The organism is uncultured Brachyspira sp., from assembly GCF_949287625.1.
Lineage (GTDB): Bacteria > Spirochaetota > Brachyspiria > Brachyspirales > Brachyspiraceae > Brachyspira.
This window is the reverse complement of sequence record NZ_CASEGO010000046.1, coordinates 1-23,215: the sequence shown is the minus strand read 5'-3', so window position 1 is coordinate 23,215 and position 23,215 is coordinate 1. Positions and strand designations below refer to the sequence as shown.

General features: G+C 29.3%; 21 protein-coding genes and 1 pseudogene. 11 read left to right on the top strand and 11 right to left on the bottom strand.

Going from position 1 to position 23,215, the window contains the following annotated elements; all coding sequences use genetic code 11:
• Positions 1–207, top strand: a 207-nt coding sequence (locus Q1X91_RS08555) for an AAA family ATPase (protein ID WP_366945507.1), incomplete at its 5' end; no start/stop codon positions are given.
• A gap of 40 nt (positions 208–247) precedes the next feature.
• On the opposite strand, the gene rimM is transcribed toward Q1X91_RS08555, so the two are convergent.
• The 6 genes and pseudogenes from rimM to Q1X91_RS08525 all read right to left on the bottom strand — a co-directional run bounded on the left by rimM (position 248) and on the right by Q1X91_RS08525 (position 5,079).
• On the bottom strand, positions 248–757 hold the full coding sequence (gene rimM / locus Q1X91_RS08550; RefSeq protein ID WP_300755865.1) for a ribosome maturation factor RimM: 510 nt from the start codon (positions 755–757) through the stop codon (positions 248–250).
• A complete protein-coding gene (locus Q1X91_RS08545) occupies positions 754–996 on the bottom strand; it encodes a KH domain-containing protein (RefSeq protein ID WP_008726607.1) in 243 nt (80 codons plus the stop codon). Before Q1X91_RS08545 ends, rimM begins: the two co-directional genes overlap by 4 nt.
• 149 nt (positions 997–1,145) lie before the next feature.
• Positions 1,146–1,388 (bottom strand): annotated as a pseudogene (rpsP, locus tag Q1X91_RS08540) (30S ribosomal protein S16); the annotation flags it as partial.
• Between the two features lie 21 nt (positions 1,389–1,409).
• The gene (locus Q1X91_RS08535; protein WP_157154343.1) at positions 1,410–2,765 is read right to left on the bottom strand and encodes a signal recognition particle receptor subunit alpha; all 1,356 of its coding nucleotides are present in this window, start codon (positions 2,763–2,765) and stop codon (positions 1,410–1,412) included.
• 538 nt (positions 2,766–3,303) lie between these two features.
• Positions 3,304–4,158, bottom strand: coding sequence for a carbohydrate ABC transporter permease (locus tag Q1X91_RS08530; protein ID WP_300755858.1), 855 nt, complete (start codon positions 4,156–4,158; stop codon positions 3,304–3,306).
• Positions 4,159–4,206: 48 nt separating this feature from the next.
• Positions 4,207–5,079, bottom strand: coding sequence for a carbohydrate ABC transporter permease (locus Q1X91_RS08525; RefSeq protein WP_300755855.1), 873 nt, complete (start codon positions 5,077–5,079; stop codon positions 4,207–4,209).
• A 471-nt stretch (positions 5,080–5,550) separates the two neighbouring features.
• Between Q1X91_RS08525 and Q1X91_RS08520 the strand changes: the two genes are divergently transcribed.
• From Q1X91_RS08520 to Q1X91_RS08500, 5 genes are all read left to right on the top strand, one after another.
• Positions 5,551–6,735: a M20 family metallopeptidase gene (locus tag Q1X91_RS08520; RefSeq protein ID WP_300755852.1), complete on the top strand. Its 1,185-nt coding sequence runs from the start codon at positions 5,551–5,553 to the stop codon at positions 6,733–6,735.
• Positions 6,736–6,804: 69 nt separating this feature from the next.
• The gene (gene dapA, locus Q1X91_RS08515) at positions 6,805–7,686 is read left to right on the top strand and encodes a 4-hydroxy-tetrahydrodipicolinate synthase (protein WP_300755850.1); all 882 of its coding nucleotides are present in this window, start codon (positions 6,805–6,807) and stop codon (positions 7,684–7,686) included.
• A 32-nt stretch (positions 7,687–7,718) separates the two neighbouring features.
• Entirely contained in the window at positions 7,719–8,414 is a 696-nt protein-coding gene (dapB, locus tag Q1X91_RS08510) for a 4-hydroxy-tetrahydrodipicolinate reductase (protein WP_300755847.1), read from the top strand.
• A gap of 67 nt (positions 8,415–8,481) precedes the next feature.
• Positions 8,482–9,195, top strand: a complete 714-nt coding sequence (gene dapD / locus Q1X91_RS08505; protein ID WP_300755846.1) for a 2,3,4,5-tetrahydropyridine-2,6-dicarboxylate N-acetyltransferase — start codon at positions 8,482–8,484, stop codon at positions 9,193–9,195.
• An 813-nt stretch (positions 9,196–10,008) separates the two neighbouring features.
• Positions 10,009–11,142: a pyridoxal phosphate-dependent aminotransferase gene (locus Q1X91_RS08500; protein ID WP_300755844.1), complete on the top strand. Its 1,134-nt coding sequence runs from the start codon at positions 10,009–10,011 to the stop codon at positions 11,140–11,142.
• A 97-nt stretch (positions 11,143–11,239) separates the two neighbouring features.
• On the opposite strand, the gene Q1X91_RS08495 is transcribed toward Q1X91_RS08500, so the two are convergent.
• The 4 genes from Q1X91_RS08495 to Q1X91_RS08480 all read right to left on the bottom strand — a co-directional run bounded on the left by Q1X91_RS08495 (position 11,240) and on the right by Q1X91_RS08480 (position 16,755).
• Positions 11,240–11,857, bottom strand: a complete 618-nt coding sequence (locus tag Q1X91_RS08495; RefSeq protein WP_300755841.1) for a hypothetical protein — start codon at positions 11,855–11,857, stop codon at positions 11,240–11,242.
• Between the two features lie 4 nt (positions 11,858–11,861).
• Positions 11,862–13,283, bottom strand: coding sequence for an AAA family ATPase (locus Q1X91_RS08490; protein WP_300755838.1), 1,422 nt, complete (start codon positions 13,281–13,283; stop codon positions 11,862–11,864).
• Positions 13,284–13,441: 158 nt separating this feature from the next.
• Positions 13,442–15,706, bottom strand: coding sequence for a thiamine pyrophosphate-dependent enzyme (locus Q1X91_RS08485; RefSeq protein ID WP_300755835.1), 2,265 nt, complete (start codon positions 15,704–15,706; stop codon positions 13,442–13,444).
• A 14-nt stretch (positions 15,707–15,720) separates the two neighbouring features.
• On the bottom strand, positions 15,721–16,755 hold the full coding sequence (locus Q1X91_RS08480; protein ID WP_096737684.1) for a 2-oxoacid:acceptor oxidoreductase family protein: 1,035 nt from the start codon (positions 16,753–16,755) through the stop codon (positions 15,721–15,723).
• Positions 16,756–17,045: 290 nt separating this feature from the next.
• Here Q1X91_RS08480 and Q1X91_RS08475 point away from each other — a divergent pair, with 290 nt between their 5' ends.
• From Q1X91_RS08475 to Q1X91_RS08460, 4 genes are all read left to right on the top strand, one after another.
• Positions 17,046–18,890, top strand: coding sequence for a HAMP domain-containing methyl-accepting chemotaxis protein (locus tag Q1X91_RS08475; protein WP_300755825.1), 1,845 nt, complete (start codon positions 17,046–17,048; stop codon positions 18,888–18,890).
• A gap of 141 nt (positions 18,891–19,031) precedes the next feature.
• Positions 19,032–20,144, top strand: coding sequence for a hypothetical protein (locus tag Q1X91_RS08470; RefSeq protein WP_300755822.1), 1,113 nt, complete (start codon positions 19,032–19,034; stop codon positions 20,142–20,144).
• Between the two features lie 62 nt (positions 20,145–20,206).
• The gene (locus tag Q1X91_RS08465; RefSeq protein ID WP_300755819.1) at positions 20,207–20,611 is read left to right on the top strand and encodes a PepSY-like domain-containing protein; all 405 of its coding nucleotides are present in this window, start codon (positions 20,207–20,209) and stop codon (positions 20,609–20,611) included.
• A gap of 140 nt (positions 20,612–20,751) precedes the next feature.
• Positions 20,752–21,177, top strand: a complete 426-nt coding sequence (locus Q1X91_RS08460) for a hypothetical protein (RefSeq protein WP_300755814.1) — start codon at positions 20,752–20,754, stop codon at positions 21,175–21,177.
• 83 nt (positions 21,178–21,260) lie between these two features.
• Here Q1X91_RS08460 and Q1X91_RS08455 read toward each other — a convergent pair whose 3' ends face one another.
• Complete coding sequence (locus tag Q1X91_RS08455) at positions 21,261–21,788, bottom strand: hypothetical protein (protein ID WP_300755811.1); 528 nt, start codon at positions 21,786–21,788, stop codon at positions 21,261–21,263.
• A gap of 184 nt (positions 21,789–21,972) precedes the next feature.
• On the opposite strand from Q1X91_RS08455, the gene Q1X91_RS08450 reads away from it, so the two are divergent.
• A complete protein-coding gene (locus Q1X91_RS08450; RefSeq protein ID WP_300755808.1) occupies positions 21,973–22,959 on the top strand; it encodes an aldo/keto reductase in 987 nt (328 codons plus the stop codon).
• Positions 22,960–23,215: the final 256 nt, after the last annotated feature.

The following is a 23,215-nucleotide window of genomic DNA, read 5'->3' as shown; positions in this document are numbered from 1 at the left end:
GCCGTATTATTTTTAGAACCTGATGTTGATTTTGTTCAGGACGGAGACAGAAGCGAAGTAATAAAAAACAACAGAGAAAAATACAGCAGTCAAATAAAATATATGCTTGACAGCTTTAATATCAGATATCATTCTATAAACGGAGATTATCAGTCAAGATTTAAAAAGGCAATTTCTATAATAGATGTACTTTTAAAAAATGAATGATTACACAACAAAATATATTTGTTTAGGTATTATTAAATAATTACTCATCATCAAATATCGGTTTTTGAATAATTTGTATTGATTTATTAGTTTTATTAGCTTTTCCGAAATATGCATGAACAAAAGGAATAGAGACTATATTTCCGTTTTCAGCTAGTTTTATCTCAAAGACATAATTAGAAGGTATAGAGTATACATCTGTTATTTCACCGTATATGTTGTTATCATTGTCTATTATTTTATATCCAATTAATTCTGCTTCATAAAATGTGTCATTGTCAAGCTCTGGAAGGTTGGAAGAATCAATAAATATATCAAAACCTATTAATTCTTTAGCTTTTTCTAAAGTATCAATATCTTTTAGGGCGAGTACAAAAGACTTATTTTTTTTCTTAAAATTTATAACGGTAAAAGTTTGATCGTTAATAATGATAGATGTGTTTTTATTTAAAACAGGAAGAGAGGCGAAATAACTTTTATCGGAAAAAGCCATTTCAACCTCTCCTTTTAAACCATGTATGCCTGTAATTTTTGCGTAAAAAATAATCAATTGTCAATAATCTCAAGCATTACACGTTTACCACTTTTCATGGAAGCTGCAAAAAGAATAGTACGTAATGCATGAGCAATACGGCCTCTTTTACCTATAATTTTACCTATGTCGCTTTGGTTCACTTTCAATTCCAGAATCGTACTCTTCTCACCCTCAATAACTTTCACACTCACACCCTCAGGCTCATCCACCAATTTTTTAGCCAAATACTCAATAAGCTCTTTTTCTTCCGTCATAGCACACTCCTTTATATATTATAAGACGTAAATTAAGCTTCGCTTTTCTCCTCAGCAGATTCAGGCTTAGCTTGTTTACGATGTTTGCGTCTTTTTTCAGGATTTTTCAATGCTCTTTTTTTCTTGCGTTCAAGCGGAGCACCTTTATCTTTTTCCATCAAACCTTCTTTAACAAGAATACTTTTTACTACATAAGTTGGCTGTGCACCGTTAGAAAGCCATTTTTTTAAGCCTTCTACATTTAACTTATACAATACATCTTTAGCTTTAGGGTTAAACCAACCTAGCTCTTCAATAAAACGACCATCGCGTGGGAAACGAGCATCTGCTGCTACAATACGATAATGAGGCTCATGTTTGCGACCTATACGTTTTAATCTTAATTTTACCACCTTTATTTTCCTCCAAGTTTATTACATTAATTTGTTTAAATCATCTATAGACATACCCATACCCTCTAGGGACTTTGCGAGCTTATCCATCTTTTTAGTACTGCCCATCATGTTTTTCATCATAGTAAATTGTTTTATTAACTGATTTACATCATAAACACTTTGACCGCTTCCTTTAGATATTCTCATTTTTCTTGAATTATTCAAAGGAAATAGGGCTAATCTTTCTTTTTTGGTCATTGATTGTATAATAGCTTTATATTTCTTAAACTTCTCTTCTTCACGGCTTAAAAGCTCTGTATCAATATTAGCCATACCAGGGATCATAGACGTCATTTTAGTGATGCCGCCCATTTTAGTGGTAGCTTCTATTTGTTTTAAGAAATCATTATAATCGAAGTTATTTTCTATAACTTTCTGAAGCATTTCTTTAGCTTCTTTTTCGCTTATAGCGGCACGGGCTTTTTCTACAAGTTTTACAATATCGCCCATACCAAGTATCTGACCTGCAACTCTTTTTGCATCAAATACATCTATATCATCTATATGTTCGCCAACACCTACAAATTTTACTGGAGAGCCTGTAGCATATTTTAATGATAATGCGGCACCGCCTCTTACACCAGAGTCAAATTTTGTAAGTATTACGCCGTTTATTCCTATATTGCTTTGGAAACTTTTAGCAACATCATAAACACTCTGACCTGCAGTAGAGTCTACAACCAATAATTTTTCAGTAACATCAGCAGAGTTTACAACACGTCTAAGCTCCATCATCATATCTTCATCTATTTCCAAACGTCCTGCAGTATCAACTAATATCATGTTGTACTGTTCTTTTTTGGCTATAGCAAGAGCTTTTTTGAGTATTTTATATGCTTTTTTCTCTTTAGTGTCTATATGGTATGGAACCCCTACTTCTCTTGCAAGTACGGCAAGCTGTTCCATAGCGGCAGGTCTGTGTACGTCAAGACCAACCATCATAACACGTCTTTTATCTTTATAGTATTTTGCTAATTTAGCTGTTGTAGTAGTTTTACCAGAACCCTGCAAACCGAATAATAATGTGATAGTAGTTTTTTCTACAGGTTCTAATTTAAGACCGCTTTCACCTTCGCCTATCATATTAACCAAAGTATCATGAACATCAGCTATAAATTGATTGGCAGGTTCTACGCCTTCTATTTTTTCTTTTCCTATAGCTCTGTTTGTAGCTTCTTCTAGGAATTTATTGGCTGCTTCTAAAGATACATCTGCTGATAATAGAGCTTCTTTTATAGTAAGAAGGCTATCGGTTATATCTTTATCGGTCAGCACTTTTTTGCCATGTATTTTAGAGAATACATTAGATATAGATTTCGTTAAATTATCAAACACTAAAAATAACCTTAAATAAATATATTACTTCCAATACTATATTATACATAATATTCTTTAAAAGTCAAGATTTAGAGTGCTTTAACAAAAAATAATATATACTGAAACAATTTTATTTTGTAAATTTCGTATATAGTTGATATGTGCTGCATAATTTTGTTAAAAATATAGTATTTCGCCTGCAAAAGCCATTCTGTATAATTAAAAATAGACTTGTTTGACAAGATTATGTATAAAATTTTATAATTTATCAATTATAAAAATAATGTTTTATATGTTATATAAATTATCGTTTTAGTATATAAACATGCAGTCTTTCGCGACTGCGGGCTGTGCCTGCTTCTTTGGGTCACCACCGAGTAGGTGCCTAGACGGCAAAAGAAGTGGGGTTTGGCACGGCTGTGTGCTTCGCAGCAAAGCCCCAACTATAATTAAAAAAATATTAAATTAAAAAACTATAAATATTAAGAAATTGAGTTTTGAAACAAGTCTAATATATTTTTTTACAAACTTAATAATTGTTAGTATAATATTTATACTATTTGCCGCTGCCGCCTGTCATGCCTTTTACTAGGAATTTTCTAAATATTACAGCGAGCAATGCAGGCGGAAATATAGCTAAAAGTCCAGCTGCAGTTGTTATGCCGTATTGTATAGTGTCTTTGGATACAAATTCTGAAGCAACTATTGATATAGGCTTTGTAGCAGCCGAGCTTGCCAAAATAAGAGGTATTTGAAACTGTCCCCAAGACATCAGAAATACTAGAAGAAATGCTGATAATATAATAGGTGCTGATATTGGAATCATTACTCTGAAAAGAACATCTATTTCATTGCAGCCGTCTATGTAAGATGCCTCTTCTATTTCTGTAGGTATGGTTTCAAAATAATTTGATATTAACCAAGTATTAATTGGCAAAAATGAAGTTACATATACCAAAGATAATGCAAATAGATTATCAAGTAATGACATTAATGAGAACATTCTATAAAGCGGTATTATAGTTGTAAATGCTGGTATTGCCATAGAGATAAGTATCAAAGTTTTTACTATGTTTCTGCCTTTAAACTTCATCTTCGATACAGCATATGCACACATAATTGAAAAGGGAAGACATAAAAATATTGTTATAAAAGCTGTCTTTACAGAATTAAATACTCCTATAAAAAACATTTTAGATTGTCTGGAAGAGGCTGTGAAAATTTTTATATAATTATCCATTGTAGGTTCTTTAGGCAGAAAATGAGAAGTGTTTTTAAACATCTCATATTCCGGTGTAAAGCTCACAATTACAGCCCAAGCTATAGGTCCTAAAATTATTAATACAAAAAATATTACTGATATATAATATAAAAAATTTATTCTTTTGCTTTTATTTTTTTTATTGTTCATAAATATTGATGTCTTATTTTTTCCTTAAATATTAATTATTAAAATGTTTTATAAATAGTCAATTTTCCTAGACATAGACTTTATATATAATATTCCTAAAGTACCAGATACTATCATAACTAAATATGTTAATGCACTTCCTCTTCCAAAATCAAGAAAAGAAAATGTTGTCATGTAGTCTTCAAGAAGTATAGTTTTTCCTAAATTGCTGTAACCTGAAATAGTTATAACCTCATCAAAAACATTTATTGCTGATATAGATGTGAAAGTTATAATAATACCCAAAGCAGGTACTAAAAGCGGCAAAGTTACTCTTGTAAACATTTGAAATTTATTTGCTCCGTCAATACTGGCAGCATCATAAAGTACATCAGGTATAGCACGCATAGATGAAAGAAGTACAATAGAACAAAATGGTATATTCCTCCAAGCAACAACTATTGCTATAATAAGCATTAATGAATATCTATTAGACAAATACTGTATAGGTTCTTCTATAATATTTAAATTGTATAAAATCTTATTAAGAAATCCGTATCCTGGATAGAATATCCATTTCCAAAGTATACCATTAACTACTGGAGGCAAAGCCCAAGGTATAACAGCTATAGCCATAAGTATATTCTTTAATCGGCTTTCAAAATTAAGTATGCTTGCAAATAAAAGTCCTAATAATATACATATTATAACTACTATAATCATTATTATTATACTGTTTTGAAGCGAATACCAAAAATCAAATGATTTTAAAGTATATATATAATTATCAAAACCTATAAATGCTGTATCTTTAGGATCTGTTAATTTCATTTTTTTAAGGCTGTAAAAGAATGTAACTATTATAGGATACAAGACAAATACTGTCATAATTACAACAGCAGGCAGTATTAATATATAAGGCAATACTTTATTTTTTTTCATAATCCAAAAATATTTTGTAACTTCTTATTAAAATATAACTAAAGTATTAAAATTTGTCAATTATTTTTGTGTAATAAACTTATTATACTTGATTATTTTAATTAATACATTTATTTTTCAATGACTAATACTTTTTATTAAAAAATAATATTCTCATTCTTGACTTTTACGATATTATTACATATAATAATACTATCAATAATTTATAAGGAGTTTGGAATGTATATTTCGTTCATAACCAATACAGCCCAGTGCCGTATTTTTACCACCTCAAACACCGCTGATAATGCTAATATCTTTTTTCAGCTTTCTAAATTCTATAAATCTTTCAAACGTAATCTATCAAAATCTAAGAAGTAATCTTTTTTAATAATTCTAAAAAACTAATTTTAATATATTTTTTAATTTTAAAAGTAATATTTTATATCAGTATGATATAATTGTTTAAAAAATATTAAGGCGTATATAATAATGAATAATTCTATAATATCAGAAAATATTCTTTTGTCTATGAAAGACTTTTTAATAGATTTAAGAAGAGATTTGCATTCGCACCCTGAACTAGGCTTTGAAGAGTTTAGAACATCAGAAAAAATCTCTTCTATATTAAAATCATTAAATATTAATCATAAAACAAAAATAGCAAAAACAGGTATAATAGCAGATATTGAAGGAGAGGATAAAAACTTTACTATAGCATTCAGAGCCGATATGGACGCTTTGCCTATGGAAGATAATAAAAAAAACTGTTCATACTCCTCAAAAAATAAAGGCATATGCCATTCATGCGGACATGATGTGCATATGACAGTATTAACAGGAATAGCTAAATATTTTTCAGATATAAAACCTCCCTGCAATATTAGGCTAATATATCAGCCTGCTGAAGAGACTACAGGCGGAGCTTTGCCTATGATTAATGAAGGAGCTTTAGAAAATGTCAATGCTATTTACGGACTTCATGTACGCCCTGAAATAAGAGTAGGACAGGTAAGCACTACATACGGAGCAATGTATGCTAGTTCTAATATGTTTGAAATAAATATCAAAGGGAAATCAGCACATGGAGCTAAATCATATAACGGTGTTGATCCTATTATAGTATCTTCTCATATTATAACTCAGCTTCATAGTTTTATTTCTGCCTTTACAGATCATACTATAAGACTTCATGTAGGAAGTATAAACGGAGGAACTGCCGGCAATATAGTAGCGGATAATGTAAAGATGAAAGGTATTATAAGAATGCTATGCGATGATGAAACTAGAAATAGAAGATTAAAAATGATAGAAAATATTGTTATAAATACATCAGAAAGTTTTGGGGCTTTGGGAGAGTTTGTTAATATACCGTCTTATCCTGCTTTGATTAATCATGATGAGGCGGTTAATATTGTTAGAGAATCCTCTTCAAGTGTTTTAGGAAATGAAAACTGCCTTGAAGAAAATGCCAACATGACAACTGAAGATTTTAGTTATTATCTTCAAAGGGTAAAAGGTGCTTTTTTTAGTTTGGGAGTGTCCAATGATAAAATAAATGTTCCAATTCATAACGGACTTTTTGATATAGACGAAAATGCTATAAATATAGGGGTAAAAATACAAATATTAAATGCATATAATACATATAAAAATAAAGATTTTTTTATATCTTAACATAATTATTTTTTAATATTTTACTATGGTAAAAAATAAAATGCAATATATAATTAAAGGAGATTAAATATGTCATTATTTGAAGGAGCAGGTGTAGCTTTAATAACACCATTTACAAGAGATAACAAAATTAATTATGAGAAATTAGAAGAGCTTATTGAGTTTCAAATAGCAAACAAAACAGATGCTATTGTTGCAGCAGGTACTACAGCAGAAAGTGCAGCTTTAAATTTTGAAGAGCGAATGGAAGTGATAAAATTCTGCATAGAGCGTACTAAAAAAAGAACTTTAGTAATAGCAGGAACTGGAACTAACTCTACATCAGTTGCAGTAGAGTTTAGTAAAAAATCTTATGAATATGGTGCTGATATAGTGATGGCAGTAACTCCGTACTATAATAAAGGTAATGAAAGCGGACTTATTGATTACTTTACGCAGATAGCAAACAGTGTAAAATGTCCAGTTATAATGTATAATGTTCCTTCAAGAACTGGAGTTAAATTATCACTCAGCGTTATTAAAACTTTATCCGAAGTTTCTAATATTCAAGGTATAAAAGAGGCAAGCGGAGATATTAGTTATGTAGCTGATATTGCTAATATTGCCCCTAAATTGGATATTTACTCTGGAAATGATGATATGGTAACTCCGATGATGGCTTTAGGTGCTAAAGGTGTAATATCAGTTACAAGCAACATTATACCTAAAGAAAATCATGATATGGTTATGAATTATATTAACGGAAATATTAAAGAAGCAGTAAATGCACAGATTAAATATATAGATTTGATAAGGGCTATGTTTATAGAGGTTAATCCAGTGCCTATAAAAGAAGCTATGAATATGATGGGTTTTGATGTAGGAGAATGCCGCTCTCCATTAGGTCCTTTAAGTGAAAAAAACAGAGAGCAAGTGAGACAAACGCTTAATAAATACGGATTAATAAAATAATTAATAAAAAATATAAAAAACGGAGTAAAAATATGAAAGTAATGATACATGGAACAGGAGTTATGAGCTCTATGTTAAAAGAAGTTATTGAAAAAGAGGGCGAATTTGAAATATCTGCTTTTGCTGATGATTTTACTGATGAAAAAGGCGATATGATAATAGACTTCTCGCATTTTTCAAGACTTCCAGCTATGATAGACTATGGTGTAAAAAATAATATACCTATGGTTATCTGTACTACTGGTTATGATGAAACTGTACTTGCTAAAATAGTTGAAGCCTCTAATCATGTACCTATAGTATTATCTTCTAATACTTGTATTGGTATTAATTTGATGAATGAAATTGTTGCTAAAATTGCACCTCTATTAACTGGTTTTGATATTGAAATCATAGAAACTCACCATAATAGAAAAGTAGACTCGCCAAGCGGTACTGCTAAAAGCCTTTACAATGTTATTAATGATGCTTTGGATAATCAAATGTCATTAGTTAATGGAAGAAATGGTTTGCATGTAAGAGATAAAAAAGAAATAGGCATACATTCTGTAAGAGGCGGTTCTGTTGTAGGAGAGCATAAAGTTATTTTCTACGGCGATGATGAAATTATTGAAATAAAACATACTTCTACTTCAAGAAGAATATTTGCAAATGGTGCTGTGAAAGCTGCTAAATTCCTTATAGGTAAAAAACCAGGTCTTTACAGAATGAAAGAAGTTTTATCATAAAATAACTAATAATAATTCAATAATACCCCATTACTAAGCAGAAAATTTATTTGAGGAGAATAGAGAAATGGATATGTTAGAAAAGTCAGAAGATATTATTGCATATATTAAAAATTCTAAGAAAAAAACACCAGTAAAAGTATATATAAGAGGAAATTTGCCTAATAATATAGTCACAAATACAAGCGTAAAAATTTTCTCATCTGGTAATTTCCACTTTATGGTTGGAGAATATGAAGAGATACAGAATATACTAACAGAATATAAAAAGTTTATAGAAGACTGCTATTTGGAAAATGACAGAAGAAATTCGGGCGTTCCTACTTTGGATTATTCTACTGTTAATGCCAGAATTGAGCCCGGTGCTGTAATCAGAGATAAAGTAAAAATCGGAGATAATGCTGTTATAATGATGGGAGCTATTATCAATATAGGTGCTGAAGTGGGCGAAGGTACTATGATAGATATGGGTGCTGTTTTAGGCGGACGTGCTATTGTGGGTAAAAACTGCCATGTAGGTGCAGGAGCTGTAATTGCAGGTGTTATTGAACCTCCTTCTGCTAAGCCTGTTATTATAGAAGATAATGTTGTAATAGGTGCTAATGCTGTTATTATCGAAGGCGTACATGTAGGTAAAAATGCTGTTATTGGTGCGGGTGCTGTTGTTATAGAAGATGTTGCAGAAAATCAAGTGGTTGCTGGAAATCCTGCTAAAGTAGTAAAAACTAAAGATGAAAAAACTGCTGATAAAACTAAATTAGTAGATGATTTAAGAAAATAATATAATATTATTTTTATTCTTTGTATAAATAAAGCCTTTCTATATTAATAATATAGAAAGGCTTTTTATATAATGATTATTTTCTTTTTAATACTACTTTTTCATTTGTATTTTCTATTATTTTATAATCTCTTAAAGAATTAAAAAATAATAAAGCAGCTGGCACACTGCCTGCTATAGCAAATATAGATATTACAGATGGTGCTATATCTGCTCCTAAATATTGTATTGCATTTTTAAATAATTTTTCGTTGGTTTTAATGGCTGCTGGGTTTGATCTAGTTAATATTAATAAAACTACAGCAGCAACACCTCCTATAGCTATAACCCAAGCTACTTTTCATCTTGCCTTAATTTTTAAAACTTTTTCTTTTAAATCACCTTCTATCTCTATGTAATCTTCTTTATTCTTTACAGCTTCATATAAATCTTTTTCATCTGAAATACCCATAAAAAATTCTCCTAATAATGTATTATATATAATAATTATATAGAAAATACTTTATTTGTCAATTATTATAATCATAATAATATTTTCAAAACTAAATTAATATATATTATAGTATTTTTTATAATTATGTATTTATACTTATACTATGTCTGCTTTTATAAAAAAGACTTCTTTTTCACGATTCAATTAATAACAAATACAACAATTTTATATATTAAAATTAATTGATATAAAATATATAAAATATTGCTTTATCATTAAAATAATTTTATTATAAAAATATTTCTACTTTTTTATAATAAAAATTGACAAATAAGATATTATTATATATAATAATATCTTATACAATAATGGAGATTATCATGGAATTAAATAAAAATATACTTCAAGTACCCTACTCTCTTATAAGGGAACTTACAGAAAAAGCACAGAAAAAAGAAAATGCTATAATGCTTACAATAGGCGAACCAGACTTACAGCCTCCTAAAGAACTTATTGATTATGGCTGTCAGTATGTTCAGACACATGCACTAACTTATACTCAGTCTGGCGGAAGCGAGTATTTAAGAAGTTTAGTTGCAAAGCATTATAATAAATATTACAGCTCTGATATTAATGCTAATAATGTTACTATGCATATAGGCTCTATGGAAGGTATATCATCAGTATTTAGAACTATACTTAATATAGATGATGAAGTTATAATACCTACTCCGTTTTTCTCTCCTTATGAGCAGGCTGTAAAACTTTCTTACGGCAAACCAGTATTTTTAGATACTAGAGATGATCATTTGGTATTAAAGCCGGAAAATATAGAAAAAGTTATTACCAATAAAACTAAAGCTATACTATTTAGCAATCCGGGCAATCCTTCCGGATATATGCTCAAAAAAGAGGAAATGGACGAGCTTGTAAAATACTTTGAGAAAAAAGATATTTTTGTTATAGCTGATGAAATATATTCTGCTATATCATTTTATCCTTTTACATCATTTGCTTCTTATCCTTCTATAAAAGACAAAGTTATAGTATTAAACGGTTTTTCAAAATCGCATTCTATGACTGGCTGGAGAATAGGATACAGCATAGCACCTGAAGAAGTAAGAAAATATATAGTTAATGCAAGCTTTAACAATGTAGGAAGTATGGTTTCTCTTTCATGTGCTATAGCAGAGTATGCTTTAGAAAATTATCCAGTTATAGAGAGTTTCAGAGATATTTATAAAGAACGTGCTTTCTTCTTGGCTAAAGAATTAAATGATTTAGGATTTGATGTAATAGAACCACGTGGGGCATTTTATTTATTTGTGGGCTATTCTAAATTTTCAAATGAGCCTTCACTAGATTTTTCTATGAGATTATTGGATAATACTGGAGTTGCTGTAGTACCTGGTGTTGCTTTTGGAAGTGAAAATTATTTTAGAATAGCATTAACTCAGGATATACCTTTATTAAAAGAAGCTGCTAAGAAAATAAAAGAGTTCATAACTAAATAATTTATTTTTTCATTGTTATTTTATTAATGTAAGCGGGGATTATTGTCTCCGCTTATTTATATATATTTCATTCTCTAATTATATAAACTTAATAATTTTAAGAAATATTTATAATTGTTTCATTGTTATTCTCTCTATAATCATCATATTTTAATTTAATTATATTAAGTTTATTGCTATTAAAAAATTTATTTGGAATGATATTTTTTAAATATATTTGACTTTGTTTCCAATTATCAATATCATACTTCATTAGTTGTTGCTTAGAAGGAATAAGAGTTGAAAGATTTTTAGTTAAACTATTGTCATCATAAAAAGAAACATATAAATTTATTTTATTAATGTCTAAATGCAATGGAGATAATACTGTCATTACTCTTAAATAGCCATTTATTAATTGATATGATAATTTATTAATATTACTATCTGTAATAGCCGATTTCATTTCAATGATATCTAATTTATATCCATTGATATTTTTGGAAATTAAAATAATATCTGATGATTTTCTAAATGATAAATGATTAAATTTATTATCGCCTTCAATGTTTGTTATTAAAATACATTCATTATAAGGAATATTAATATTATATCTTACATCAATATTATCTATATTCTCATTATAAATAAACTGACTACTATCTACAATATCAAAATCAAAAAAATTATTATAATATTTATTTAGCTTTTCTATTTTTTCGTATAGCTCTCTCATATTTTTAATTATCCAAATCTTCAATAAAAGCTTCAAATTCTTCTGATGACTGCATTAAGTAATTATGGAACGTAGGAGCTTGAAATCCGTATTTACTTCCTTTTATTTCTGTTATTTCAGTAAATCCGTCTTCTTTTATATCGAATTGATACATTCTCACTTTATCTTCTGAAATTAAATCATCTTCATCATAATTATATTTTTTAATCAATTCTTTTTTTACATCTTCTTTATTGTTATTTAATTTAATCATATTATTTATATGCTGAACAATAGTATCGCTATGAGTAGTTATCATTACATTAATGCCAGAATTAATTAACTTTATAAAAAGCCTAGTTAATTGCTGCTGCAGCTTTGGATGCAAAGATATTTCAGGCTCTTCCATAAGTAATTTTCTTTTTATAAATCCATATTTCAAAAATAAATATAAAGGTGCTAGTTCTGTTACAACAGCCGATGATAGATACATTTGAAACTCTAATTCTGTATTTTCTGGTTTATAATATATATTCTTAGTTTCTTCATTTATCATTATCTTACCAAAGAGCATATTTTTCTCAATGAAATCTAACATTAAATATAACTTTTTTGTCATATGTTCAATATCATTTTTTTGTTTGGATAACTCATCAAAATTATCTAAAAAGTCCATAATAGGTCTTGATAAATATTGATTATTTTTTTCAGCATATCGGTCATACTTTGAAGCTCTTGCAGAAGCAGATATATCATTTCTTGATAATAAAAAACCAGTTCTTGATACAGGTAAAAATATTTCCCTATTAGTAAAAATAAATGGAATAAGACCATTATAAAAATAATTATTTATTATAAAATTAATTATTCCAATAATTATCATATTATAATTAATATCATCATTATTAAGCTCAAATCCTACTCCATATTTAACATTATTTTGTCTGTGTACCTGTATAAAAAACTCATTAATTTCTTTATTATTCTGAATATTTTTAGATTTTTCAAATATAAATTTTATTTTTTTATTATTAAATATTAATTTTATACTTTCCAATTTTATTTCATTTTCAGAATTAAATATATAATTTATCACTTCATTGGAATGTTTATTTAAAAGAAAGTTGAATAATTCTATAAAAATTTCAATTTCCTCAAATGACAATTCAACTTCTTTATCAAAATCTAAGTTATTTATACAATTTTCTATAATAGATTTTACTTTTTTATATTCATATAATTCTTCAACATTTTTCTTATCTTTAAATATTATATTAATTATTGTTGCTGTATATTTTATTAAACCATAAACTAAAGTCATTAAATAACTTTTTCCGCTATTGTTATCACCTATAAATAAAGTAAATGGAGATAATTCAATTTTAGCTTCTTTTATTTTCGCAAAATTTTTTACATATAGAGTTGTATATTTAATATTTTCAGACATAATTACTTTTAATACATTTTATTCTTAATATTCTCTAAAAATTTTATCATATAATAATACTTTGTCAATCATTATAATATATAAAAATGCAAAAGATAACGGCCGCCTACTCTAAGAGCAAGCAGCCGTATTTTATTCTAATTCTTAGCTTTAACTAATTATAGAAGAGGACTTTCATGCATAGCTTTTAAGCGATACCATCTTCTATCAACTTCTTTTTGGAATGCATCAAGTATATCCTGATGTTTAAGAAGGTGTTTAGTTTTACCCATCATTTTAAGCCATTCAGTAACAGGCTGTTTTTTATCATCAGCTACCAGGTTAGTTATAGTAGTGATACCATGTTCTATTTCGTACAATGGGAAGAAACAGCAGTCAACAGCAGCTTTGATAACATCTTTACCCATGTCATCTGGAGATTTCCAGTTTAAAGGACAAGCGATAAGAAGTTTAACAAAAGCAGTACCATGATGATTAGCATACCATTGAGCTTTAGCAGCTTTTTTAACTAAATCTAATGGATAAGCTTCACATCCAGTAGCAACATAAGGGATATGACATCCAGCAAATATTTGAGCTACGTCTTTGTGGTTGAATTGTTTACCAACTTCAGCTTTACCAACGTTAGAAGTAGAAGTTCTGTGTCCTAATGGAGTAGAGAATGATAATTGGTTACCAGTGTTCATGTATCCTTCATTATCATATTCTAATATAATCATTTTGTGATTTCTGATAGCAGCACCAATAGAAGGTCCCATACCTATGTCATGACCGCCGTCTCCAGTAACCATTATGAAAGTAGGATCTTCTGGTCCTTCGATTTCACCTCTTCTTTTTCTTTCATGATACATTTCTACTATACCAGAAAGAGTAGCAGCACCATTTTGGAACAAGTTGTGAACATAAGTAGTTCTGTAAGAGCTGTAAGGATAACCTGTAGTAACAACCATAGAACAGCCAGTATGTACTAAAAGAACAACTTCGCCTTCTATACCTTTCATGAAAGTATTGATACCAGAGAAGATACCGCAGCCGTTACAAGCACCATGACCTTGAGCATAACGATAAGCTTTACCAGTTAATTCTCTAAGAGGAGGAGTTTTAACTTCAAGTTTATGAGTTTGTTCATTCATAGTAACAGTGATACCAGATTTTTGGCTTTCCAAAGTAAGAGGTTCATGTATAGGTTTCATTTTAACATTAGGATCACCCATATATTGTTCTAAGTAAGAGTGTTTTTCTACAGAACCAGGGTTAGCTAATTCTTTTAAACCTAAATCAAATAATTCTTTAGCTTTTTCCAAAGTAAACTCAGTACCGCCAAGACCATAAACTCTGCTAACGATAGAAGATTTGTTACTAGGATCATTTTTAAGAGCAGCTCTGATTTCAGTAGACATATTACCACCCATACCAGAGTATGAATCTTGTCTGTCGCCTACTACAACAACTTTAACATTAGCTAATAATTTTTGTAATTCTTTTTCAGGGAAAGGACGAATTTGAGTGATAGCGAAAGCACCTATTTTAAGGTTAGGATTAGCTTTTCTCATTTCATCAACAGCCAAAGTACCAGTTTCATAAGCAGAACCGCAAAGCATTAAAGCTACTTCAGCATCTTCCATTTTGTAAGTTTCTATAGGATGATATTTTCTTCCAGAAAGAGAAGCAAATTCTTCAAATACATCTAAAATTATAGCACGAGCATCTTCTAATGCTTGAGAAAGCTGTAATTTACTTCCAGTTAATTCATCTTCATTCATGTAAGGTCCGATTGTAACAGGATTTTTTCCTGGTTCAACAGAAGTAACTTCCGGGGTATATTTACCTAAGAAATCCTGAACATCTTTGTCATTTTTGAATAGGTGAATTTTTTTCTTTTGGTGAGAAGTAAAGAAACCGTCAGAAGAAACTATAATAGGTAATTTAGCTCTTTCAGCGATTTTCAAAGCAAAGATATTGAAGTCGTAAACCATTTGAGTAGTATGAGCCATAATGATAATCCAACCAGTGTTAAGAGCCATCATTATGTCAGATTGGTCACATTTAATATCTAGCGGACCAGAAACTGTTCTGTTTACAACATTTAATACCATAGGGAATCTAGTTCCAGCTTGAACAGGTAATTGTTCCATAGCAAAAAGAAGACCGTTAGCAGAAGTAGCATTAAATACTCTGCCGCCTGCAGTAGTTGCACCGTAACATATACCAGCTGCACCATGTTCACCGTCACCTGGGATCATGCATACTGTGTGTCTTCCATTAGCTTTCATTTCGTCCAAATACTCAGCAATCTGAGTAGAAGGCGTAATTGGGTAGTAACCCATAACGTGATAATTGATTTGAGCGGCTGCAATGGCTGCTAATTCATTACCACTTTCAAGTATGTTTTCTTGTTCTGCAAGATTATATTTGTTAGCCATTTATTCGCTCCTTATTATTTTTTATAACGACTGTATGTAAGTTCTGGAACATTACATTCTGCTTCTATTTCAATTCTTAAAGCTTGTTCTTCTTTAGGATATTGTTTAGCAGCATAAGGTCCTTTAGGGCAGGCTCTTACACATTTTAAACAGCCTTTACAATATTGATAATCAATACCCATCATATTCATAGCTGTTTTGCTAGCATCTTTTCTGTCTGGTCCTTTTTCCCAAACTATACAAAGGTCTGGACAAACAACTTCGCAGTTAGCACAGTCAATACAGTTTTTAGGATTGAATACAGGAATATGACCTGTACGAGTTACTTGTAAATCTTTTAAAGTAGAGTTACCAGCAGCGCTTATATAACCGCCTGTTAATTGGTTGTTTTTACCATAAACAGGTTCCGGTTTTTTATAAGGTATATAAGGATATTTTCCGTCTGCAGGGAAATCTTTAACTACAGATTCACTTCCGCCTTTTCTGAAAGCTTCAATATTAGGTTCTACTAATTCAGCTTTTCTTCCGCCGAATTGTTTTCTGATTTGTTCTTCAAATTTAGCAGAATCTATAAAATCAAGCTGATTAACCATAGCACCCATTATGATAGTATTAGCTGCCTGAGAAGGAAGTTTTAAATCATTAGCGATTTTTATAGCATCAACACAAACTACTTTACCGCCATGAAGTTTAGCAAAGTCTCTTGCCTCATCAGGAGTTTTATTAGTATTGAAGATAACAATAGCATCTTCTTTAACTCCAGCTAATGTCATAGGGTTTTTAAGAAGATTCATGTGGAATACTGCCACAACATGCGGTTCTTCTACAGTAGAGTTCACTCTAACTTCATCTTCTGAGAATCTTACAAAAGATTTAACAGGCGAACCTTTTTTTTCTGAACCATAACTAGAGAATGCTGCACCATAGTAGCCTTGTGATAAAACACCTACTTCTGCAAGCATTTTACCTGCACTATTAGCACCCATTCCGCCGATACTTTCGAGACGTATCTCGAAAAAGCCTAAATCATTGACTTTTGGGAGTTTCACGATTTTTTCTCCTTTATTTAAATTAAAATGAGATTTTGGGAATAAACATTAAAAGTATATTTATTCTAAAAATTAATATACTGTCAATGTTTATATATTGTACTACAAAAAAGATAAAAGTCAAATTCATTATAGTTATTTTACTATATAATGTATATTTTTCCAAAAAAAAATATTATTAAAGCAAAAAACACTATATACACGTAAAAATATAAAAAAATTTGACTTTACATATTTAAAATACTATACTATTTAATTATTTGACATATATTATGAATAAGGATTATTTTATGAAAAAGAAATTTAATAGCTTATCTATAGAAATTCCCATTGTAGTTAATGTTTTTATTGCATTGCTTTTAATCGTTTCTATATCTGTTTTAGTACATATGTCAAAAAAAGCTATAGATAAATCTACTTATGATGGATTTGGAACTACAATAAAAGGATATTCAACTTTTTTTGATTCTCTCATTGAAAATCAGTTAATTTTATCAGACACTTATGCTTCTTTTTCATCTGTAATAAATTATATGGAATATAGAAACCCTGCAGATGAAACTGAGCTTATAAATTCAATGAAATTAGTTGGAGAAAAAAATCCTTATGCCCAAAGCTTATCTCTAATAGAAACCAATGGAACTATATTAAATAATTCAGAAGGAAATAATGCTGATGTAGGTAAAAAAGCAGCTGATCTATATCCGGACTTATGGAGAAGATATGAACCTGTAAAAAAACCTACCTTAGCCGATTCTATATATAAAAATTCTGATGGTAAATGGATCACTGCTATAATTGCTCCTGTACATTCAAAGATAGATAATCGTTACCTTGGAGGTTTATTAATTATAGTAGATTGGCAGAAAGTCATAGATGAAATATCCATTACTGCCGGGGAAGTTCTTACTCATTGGATAAGACTATGGGTGTTCAATAAGGATACTTTACTTGTAATGCATAATGTACCAAGCGAAGTGGGTAAATTAGCTCCTGTAGAGATAAAAACAATAGTTAATAATACTGAGGGAAAATTAGAATTCCAAAATGATGGTATGACTAAAGTATGTTTATATAATTCTCTTAGAGATCAGCCTTGGAAAGTTGGTTTTTCTATGCCTTTAAGTTTTATTGAACAGAAAAGTACAGAAATATTGAAGATGGGGATTATAATAGGAGTAGTAGGAATTGTACTAAGTTTTGTTATCGGATTCTTATATATTAAAAATCTTATAAGTCCTTTGAAAGTTCTTGTAGAAGAAGCAGAAGAAATGTCAAGAGGTAAGTTTGTACTTAGAAAATTTAAATTCAAGAAAAATGAAATCGGCGATATAGCATTTTCATTTAAAAATATGAGAGATGCTATGGTAAAAATTATTAATGAGGTTAATCAAACTTCAGAACAAATAAATAATGCAGCTGTAAATCTTACTAACGGAAGTGATGATTTATCAGCTAGAACAGAATCTCAAGCTGCTAGTCTTGAAGAGACTTCATCTGCCATAGAAGAGATGGCTTCTACTATAAAGTCATCTGCTTCGCATTCTGTTGAAGGAAATGATATGATGATGGCTTCAAAAGATGCAGTTGAAAATGGTGCTAATGTAATTGCTGAAACTACAAAAAATATAGAAGAAGTTTTTGAGGCAAGTGAAAAAATAAAAAATATTACAAAAACTATAGAAGACATTGCATTTCAAACAAACATACTTGCACTTAATGCTTCAGTAGAGGCGGCACGTGCGGGGGAACAAGGAAGAGGTTTTGCTGTAGTAGCAAGCGAGGTAAGAAACTTAGCTCAAAACTCTCAGGCTTCTGCTAAAGATATAACTTTGCTTATAGAAAACATATATGACAAGATTAACAAATCTGCAGAAACAGCAAGAGAATCACAAAAAATATTTGATGATATACAATCAAAAATAGAAAGCACGGCAAAAATAATGCAGGAAATAAGCACTACAGCAGTAGAACAGCAGACTGGAGTAGATCAGGTAAATATAGCTGTATCTAAAATAGACGGTATCACTCAGCAGAATGCCTCTTTAGTTGATGAAACCAGTACATCTGCTAAAGAATTATTAGAACAGGCTCAGAATCTAAAGCAGATTATGACTTTCTTTAAAATGGATTAAATTTTAATAATTTTTTTATTTTTATTTTTTAATTTTTTAATATAAAGATTTTATTAACTGTCAATATTTTATAGTTAATAAAATCTTTACTTTTTGCAGGTTTTAAATTATTATATCTGATATTTTATTTTAGGATTATTTATGAAAAACAATATTACAATAATAACAGCATCTATAATATTTTTATTATCTTCGTACATCTTAAATGCTCAGTCCAAATATACAAATGCTATAATGCCTGAACTTCCTAATGCATTTGATATGTTTATAGGAAGAGAAGGAAACAATGAACTTCCGCAATATATAAAACCAGATTATTTCAGAGATGATTATAAAAGAACTTTGCCGAATCCTAATGATACTAATTTAAGTTTCTTTCAAAAATATCCAATAGAATTTCATTTAACTGCAACATTTTCTTATGCTATACTTACAAATACTTTTAATATGAGAGATACATTTGCTACCATTGGTCAAACATTCCATAATGATTATATACAATTTACAGGATTTATAACAGCATTCGGATATTTTGATACTCATAACCCAGACACTAAATATGGATATATAAAAGGAAATGCAGGACTTTATGACGGCGGAGTACAGGCTATATTTATTGATAGAATATTAGTTTCTGCTAGAGGAAGAGCTGCTTTTGATATAAATACCACCACTTTTATGTTAATGCCTCATTATTATGACCCTACTTTGAACCCTGCAAATATTGATACTCCAGACTACTATATACCTCAAGTATTAAACGGACCTGGTATAAGGGTAGGGTTTATTGGTAATCATTATGAGCTGGCATATTCTCAGGGAGATTTCAGACATAGTATTCCTAAATCTCTTCTTTTTAGATTTAATATACCGAATATTGAGTTCAGATTTATTTATGAACATGAAAATAGAAGAGAACCTGAAAATTATCATATATCTTTATTTGATTCTCTTGTTCAGGCTTCTGCTGCATTCAGATTCCCGCTTATGAGTGAAACTATTTGGCTTAATGCTATTGCTGAATACACTTGGAGAGAAAATGATGCTCATTATATACGTTTGGAACAAGGTTTTGAATGGTATATGTTAAACATTGCTTTAAGAGAGATGGTGCATATAAAAGACAGAGAAGCTAAGGCTTATTTGGAATATGCAATATTTGGTAAGTTTAAAGCGGGTCCTGCTGAATTTAATATAGGTTTTCAAGGCTCTACAGATGGAAGATACTATATAGCAGGAAGTGCGAAATTATAAAAACTTGTAACTATATTTTTTATAGTGTATAATAATTTTTATATAATTAAGGGGGATATTAAATGAAAAAAATTGCGTATACTTTATTAATATTGTTTGTAATATCATCTTATATTTTTGCTGCCTCAGTGGCTATAAGTGAAGTTCCAAGAGCTGCTATAACATTTGCTGATACTTATTTTGCTGATTACTACTTATTTAGAGCAACTGAAACTGGAGGAAGCTATGCCCTTATATTTAAAGGGGGACTTAGAATATATGTTAATGGAAAGGGCGAATGGAAAACTATAAGCGGAGGAGGAGATGAAATATCTATAGAATATGTTGAAGATAAAGTAAAAAATACTGTAAAAAAACAATTCCCAGAAGAAAAAGTTATACAAATTCAAAAAAGAAGCAAAGACTATAAGATTCAATTTAGAAGCAGAAAGAAAATCACTATAGATTTTGAAGGAAATGTTAAATAAAAAGTATAAAAAGTTTTATAAATATTAAAAATATAATAATATATTTGAATAATACTTACAATTAAATGACTTTTATAATGTATAAAAAAAATATTATTAAGTCCGATAATATATTCAATTATAAGTGTCGGATTTTGAAAATGAATAAAGTTTATATTATATCAATAATAACCTTATTATTTGTTCTTTCATGCAATACGAAAAAGGAAAGTAAACAGTATAGATTAAATATTAAAGAAGATGCTAATAATATAATAGATATTAAAAGCAGAGAGTTTAATGCTATTGATTTAATAAAATCGAGCTCATTTACATCATATCCTAATCTTAAAATAGAAGAACTAATATCTCCGTTTAATAGCGTAGAATGGCATGACTTTATAGCTGAAGATGATTATATGCGTTATATAGATATAATAGGCAGATATAATACAAATGAATATATAATACAATTTCAAATAATAGATCCGTACAGATGGGACTTATATGCATTTGAAATAAACAGCACACCATACTCAATAGATCTAGTGGCAAGCAAATTATATGAATTATACACAAATAAATAATTTTATTATTGATAATATAAAAAAACACTGCTTTTATAAGCAAATAAAAACAGTGTTTAAACTCAAAAATTTATTCTTAAAAATTAATTAAATGCTAAAGATATGCTTCCTCTTTTTATATCTATAGGACCTGCTATTCCTCTTGATAATTTTATCTGTATAGCCTGACTTCTATCTATATCATCGCCTGTAGTCCAAGCATTTTTTTGCGGCTCAAATATTCCTACTGTAGTACCTGTGCCTGTTCTTTTTCCCAAAAATACTTTAACATCATAATATGTTACAATTATACCTTTAGTACCGTTTACAGTTTCTTCTGTTACTTTTAAAGGTGCTACTATAGATGAACTTTTTATTTCCTGCTCTGTCATGTTTTCAACATCTTTTCCGCCTAAAACATAATAAACTTTATCATTAAGCTCTACAGCCTGTATTTCTCTGTCAGCTCCATAAACAGTAACTTTCATTTTTGGAGTTTCTTCTCTAGTAACCGTTTCTTCTTTTTTACTTTCTTCCTTTACGGTATTATTATTATCATTTTTTGGCTTAATAGTTTCACATCCTATCATTATAATCATCAAACCAATAGCAATTAAAACTCTCTTAAACATGACGCCTCCGCATATTGCTTTTATTGTAAAATTATGAACTTATATTAAGTATCGGAAATTATTTTAGTAAAATTAAAATAATTTTTACATTTTATACTTGAATAATATCATAATAAATCTATACTTAATATGTATAAACAAATATTATTAAAAATCATAAAATATTTTCTATAAAGGATTCAAAATGCAAATTTCTGAAAGCAGATATGATAATATGATATACAACAGATGCGGAAAAAGCGGATTAAAACTTCCTATAATATCATTGGGTCTTTGGCACAACTTCGGTGCAGAATGTGATTACAGCAATATGAAAGAAATGATTAAAACAGCATTTGATAATGGTATCACTCATTTTGATTTGGCAAATAATTACGGACCTCCTTATGGTTCTGCTGAAATTAGTATGGGTAAAATATTAAATGACGGATTATCTAAATACAGAGATGAACTTATTATAAGCACAAAAGCAGGATACGACATGTGGGAAGGACCATATGGCAACTGGGGAAGCAAAAAATATCTTATAGCAAGTATTAATCAAAGTTTAAAAAGACTTAATTTAGAATATGTTGATATATTTTATCATCATAGAATGGATCCTGAAACTCCATTAGAAGAAACTATAGAGGCATTAACAAGAATAGTAAAAAGCGGAAAGGCATTATATGCAGGGCTTTCTAATTATGACGGAGTTAATATAGAAAAGGCTTCAAAATTATTATATTTAGCAAATGTGCCTTTTATTATAAATCAAAACAGGTACTCTATATTTGATAGAACTATAGAAAATAACGGTCTTAAATTAAAATCCAAAAAATTAGGAAAAGGTATAATAGCATACAGTCCGCTGGCACAAGGTCTATTAACTGATAAATATTTAAATGGCATACCCGATGACAGCAGAATAGCAGCAGATGGAAGATATTTAAAACGTGATGTCATAACAAGAAAAAAATTAGAACAAATAAAAGCTCTTAATGATTTGGCATTAAAAAGAGGGGAGACATTAGCACAAATGGCTTTAAGATGGGTTTTAAAAGATGAAGAAATTACAAGCGTATTAATAGGGGCATCAAAACCAAGCCAGATAATAGAAAATTTAAAAATAATTAATAAAATGAATTTAACCGATGAAGAGATAAGAATTATTGATGATATTACTCTTTAGTGTTTTTTAGTGTTTAATAAAAAACGTCTGATAATTTTTATTATCAGACGTTTTATTTTTTATAATTATATTAATTAAATACTTATTATTTTAATTTAAAGAAACTCATAGCATTTTCAAGCTCTCTAGCCTCATTTAATAATGATTCTGCTGCTGCTGATGACTGTTCTACTAAAGCGGCATTTTGCTGTGTTACTGTATCCATCTGAGACACTGCTATATTTACCTGATCTACTCCGGACTGCTGCTCTATTGC

Coding starts and splice junctions, on each gene's coding strand:
- Q1X91_RS08545 (WP_008726607.1), bottom strand. CDS start 996: ATGACGGAAGAAAAAGAGCTTATTGAGTATTTGGCTAAAAAATTGGTG.
- Q1X91_RS08530 (WP_300755858.1), bottom strand. CDS start 4,158: ATGAACAATAAAAAAAATAAAAGCAAAAGAATAAATTTTTTATATTAT.
- Q1X91_RS08525 (WP_300755855.1), bottom strand. CDS start 5,079: ATGAAAAAAAATAAAGTATTGCCTTATATATTAATACTGCCTGCTGTT.
- Q1X91_RS08520 (WP_300755852.1), top strand. CDS start 5,551: ATGAATAATTCTATAATATCAGAAAATATTCTTTTGTCTATGAAAGAC.
- dapA (WP_300755850.1), top strand. CDS start 6,805: ATGTCATTATTTGAAGGAGCAGGTGTAGCTTTAATAACACCATTTACA.
- dapB (WP_300755847.1), top strand. CDS start 7,719: ATGAAAGTAATGATACATGGAACAGGAGTTATGAGCTCTATGTTAAAA.
- dapD (WP_300755846.1), top strand. CDS start 8,482: ATGGATATGTTAGAAAAGTCAGAAGATATTATTGCATATATTAAAAAT.
- Q1X91_RS08500 (WP_300755844.1), top strand. CDS start 10,009: ATGGAATTAAATAAAAATATACTTCAAGTACCCTACTCTCTTATAAGG.
- Q1X91_RS08495 (WP_300755841.1), bottom strand. CDS start 11,857: ATGAGAGAGCTATACGAAAAAATAGAAAAGCTAAATAAATATTATAAT.
- Q1X91_RS08490 (WP_300755838.1), bottom strand. CDS start 13,283: ATGTCTGAAAATATTAAATATACAACTCTATATGTAAAAAATTTTGCG.
- Q1X91_RS08485 (WP_300755835.1), bottom strand. CDS start 15,706: ATGGCTAACAAATATAATCTTGCAGAACAAGAAAACATACTTGAAAGT.
- Q1X91_RS08475 (WP_300755825.1), top strand. CDS start 17,046: ATGAAAAAGAAATTTAATAGCTTATCTATAGAAATTCCCATTGTAGTT.
- Q1X91_RS08470 (WP_300755822.1), top strand. CDS start 19,032: ATGAAAAACAATATTACAATAATAACAGCATCTATAATATTTTTATTA.
- Q1X91_RS08465 (WP_300755819.1), top strand. CDS start 20,207: ATGAAAAAAATTGCGTATACTTTATTAATATTGTTTGTAATATCATCT.
- Q1X91_RS08460 (WP_300755814.1), top strand. CDS start 20,752: ATGAATAAAGTTTATATTATATCAATAATAACCTTATTATTTGTTCTT.
- Q1X91_RS08455 (WP_300755811.1), bottom strand. CDS start 21,788: ATGTTTAAGAGAGTTTTAATTGCTATTGGTTTGATGATTATAATGATA.
- Q1X91_RS08450 (WP_300755808.1), top strand. CDS start 21,973: ATGCAAATTTCTGAAAGCAGATATGATAATATGATATACAACAGATGC.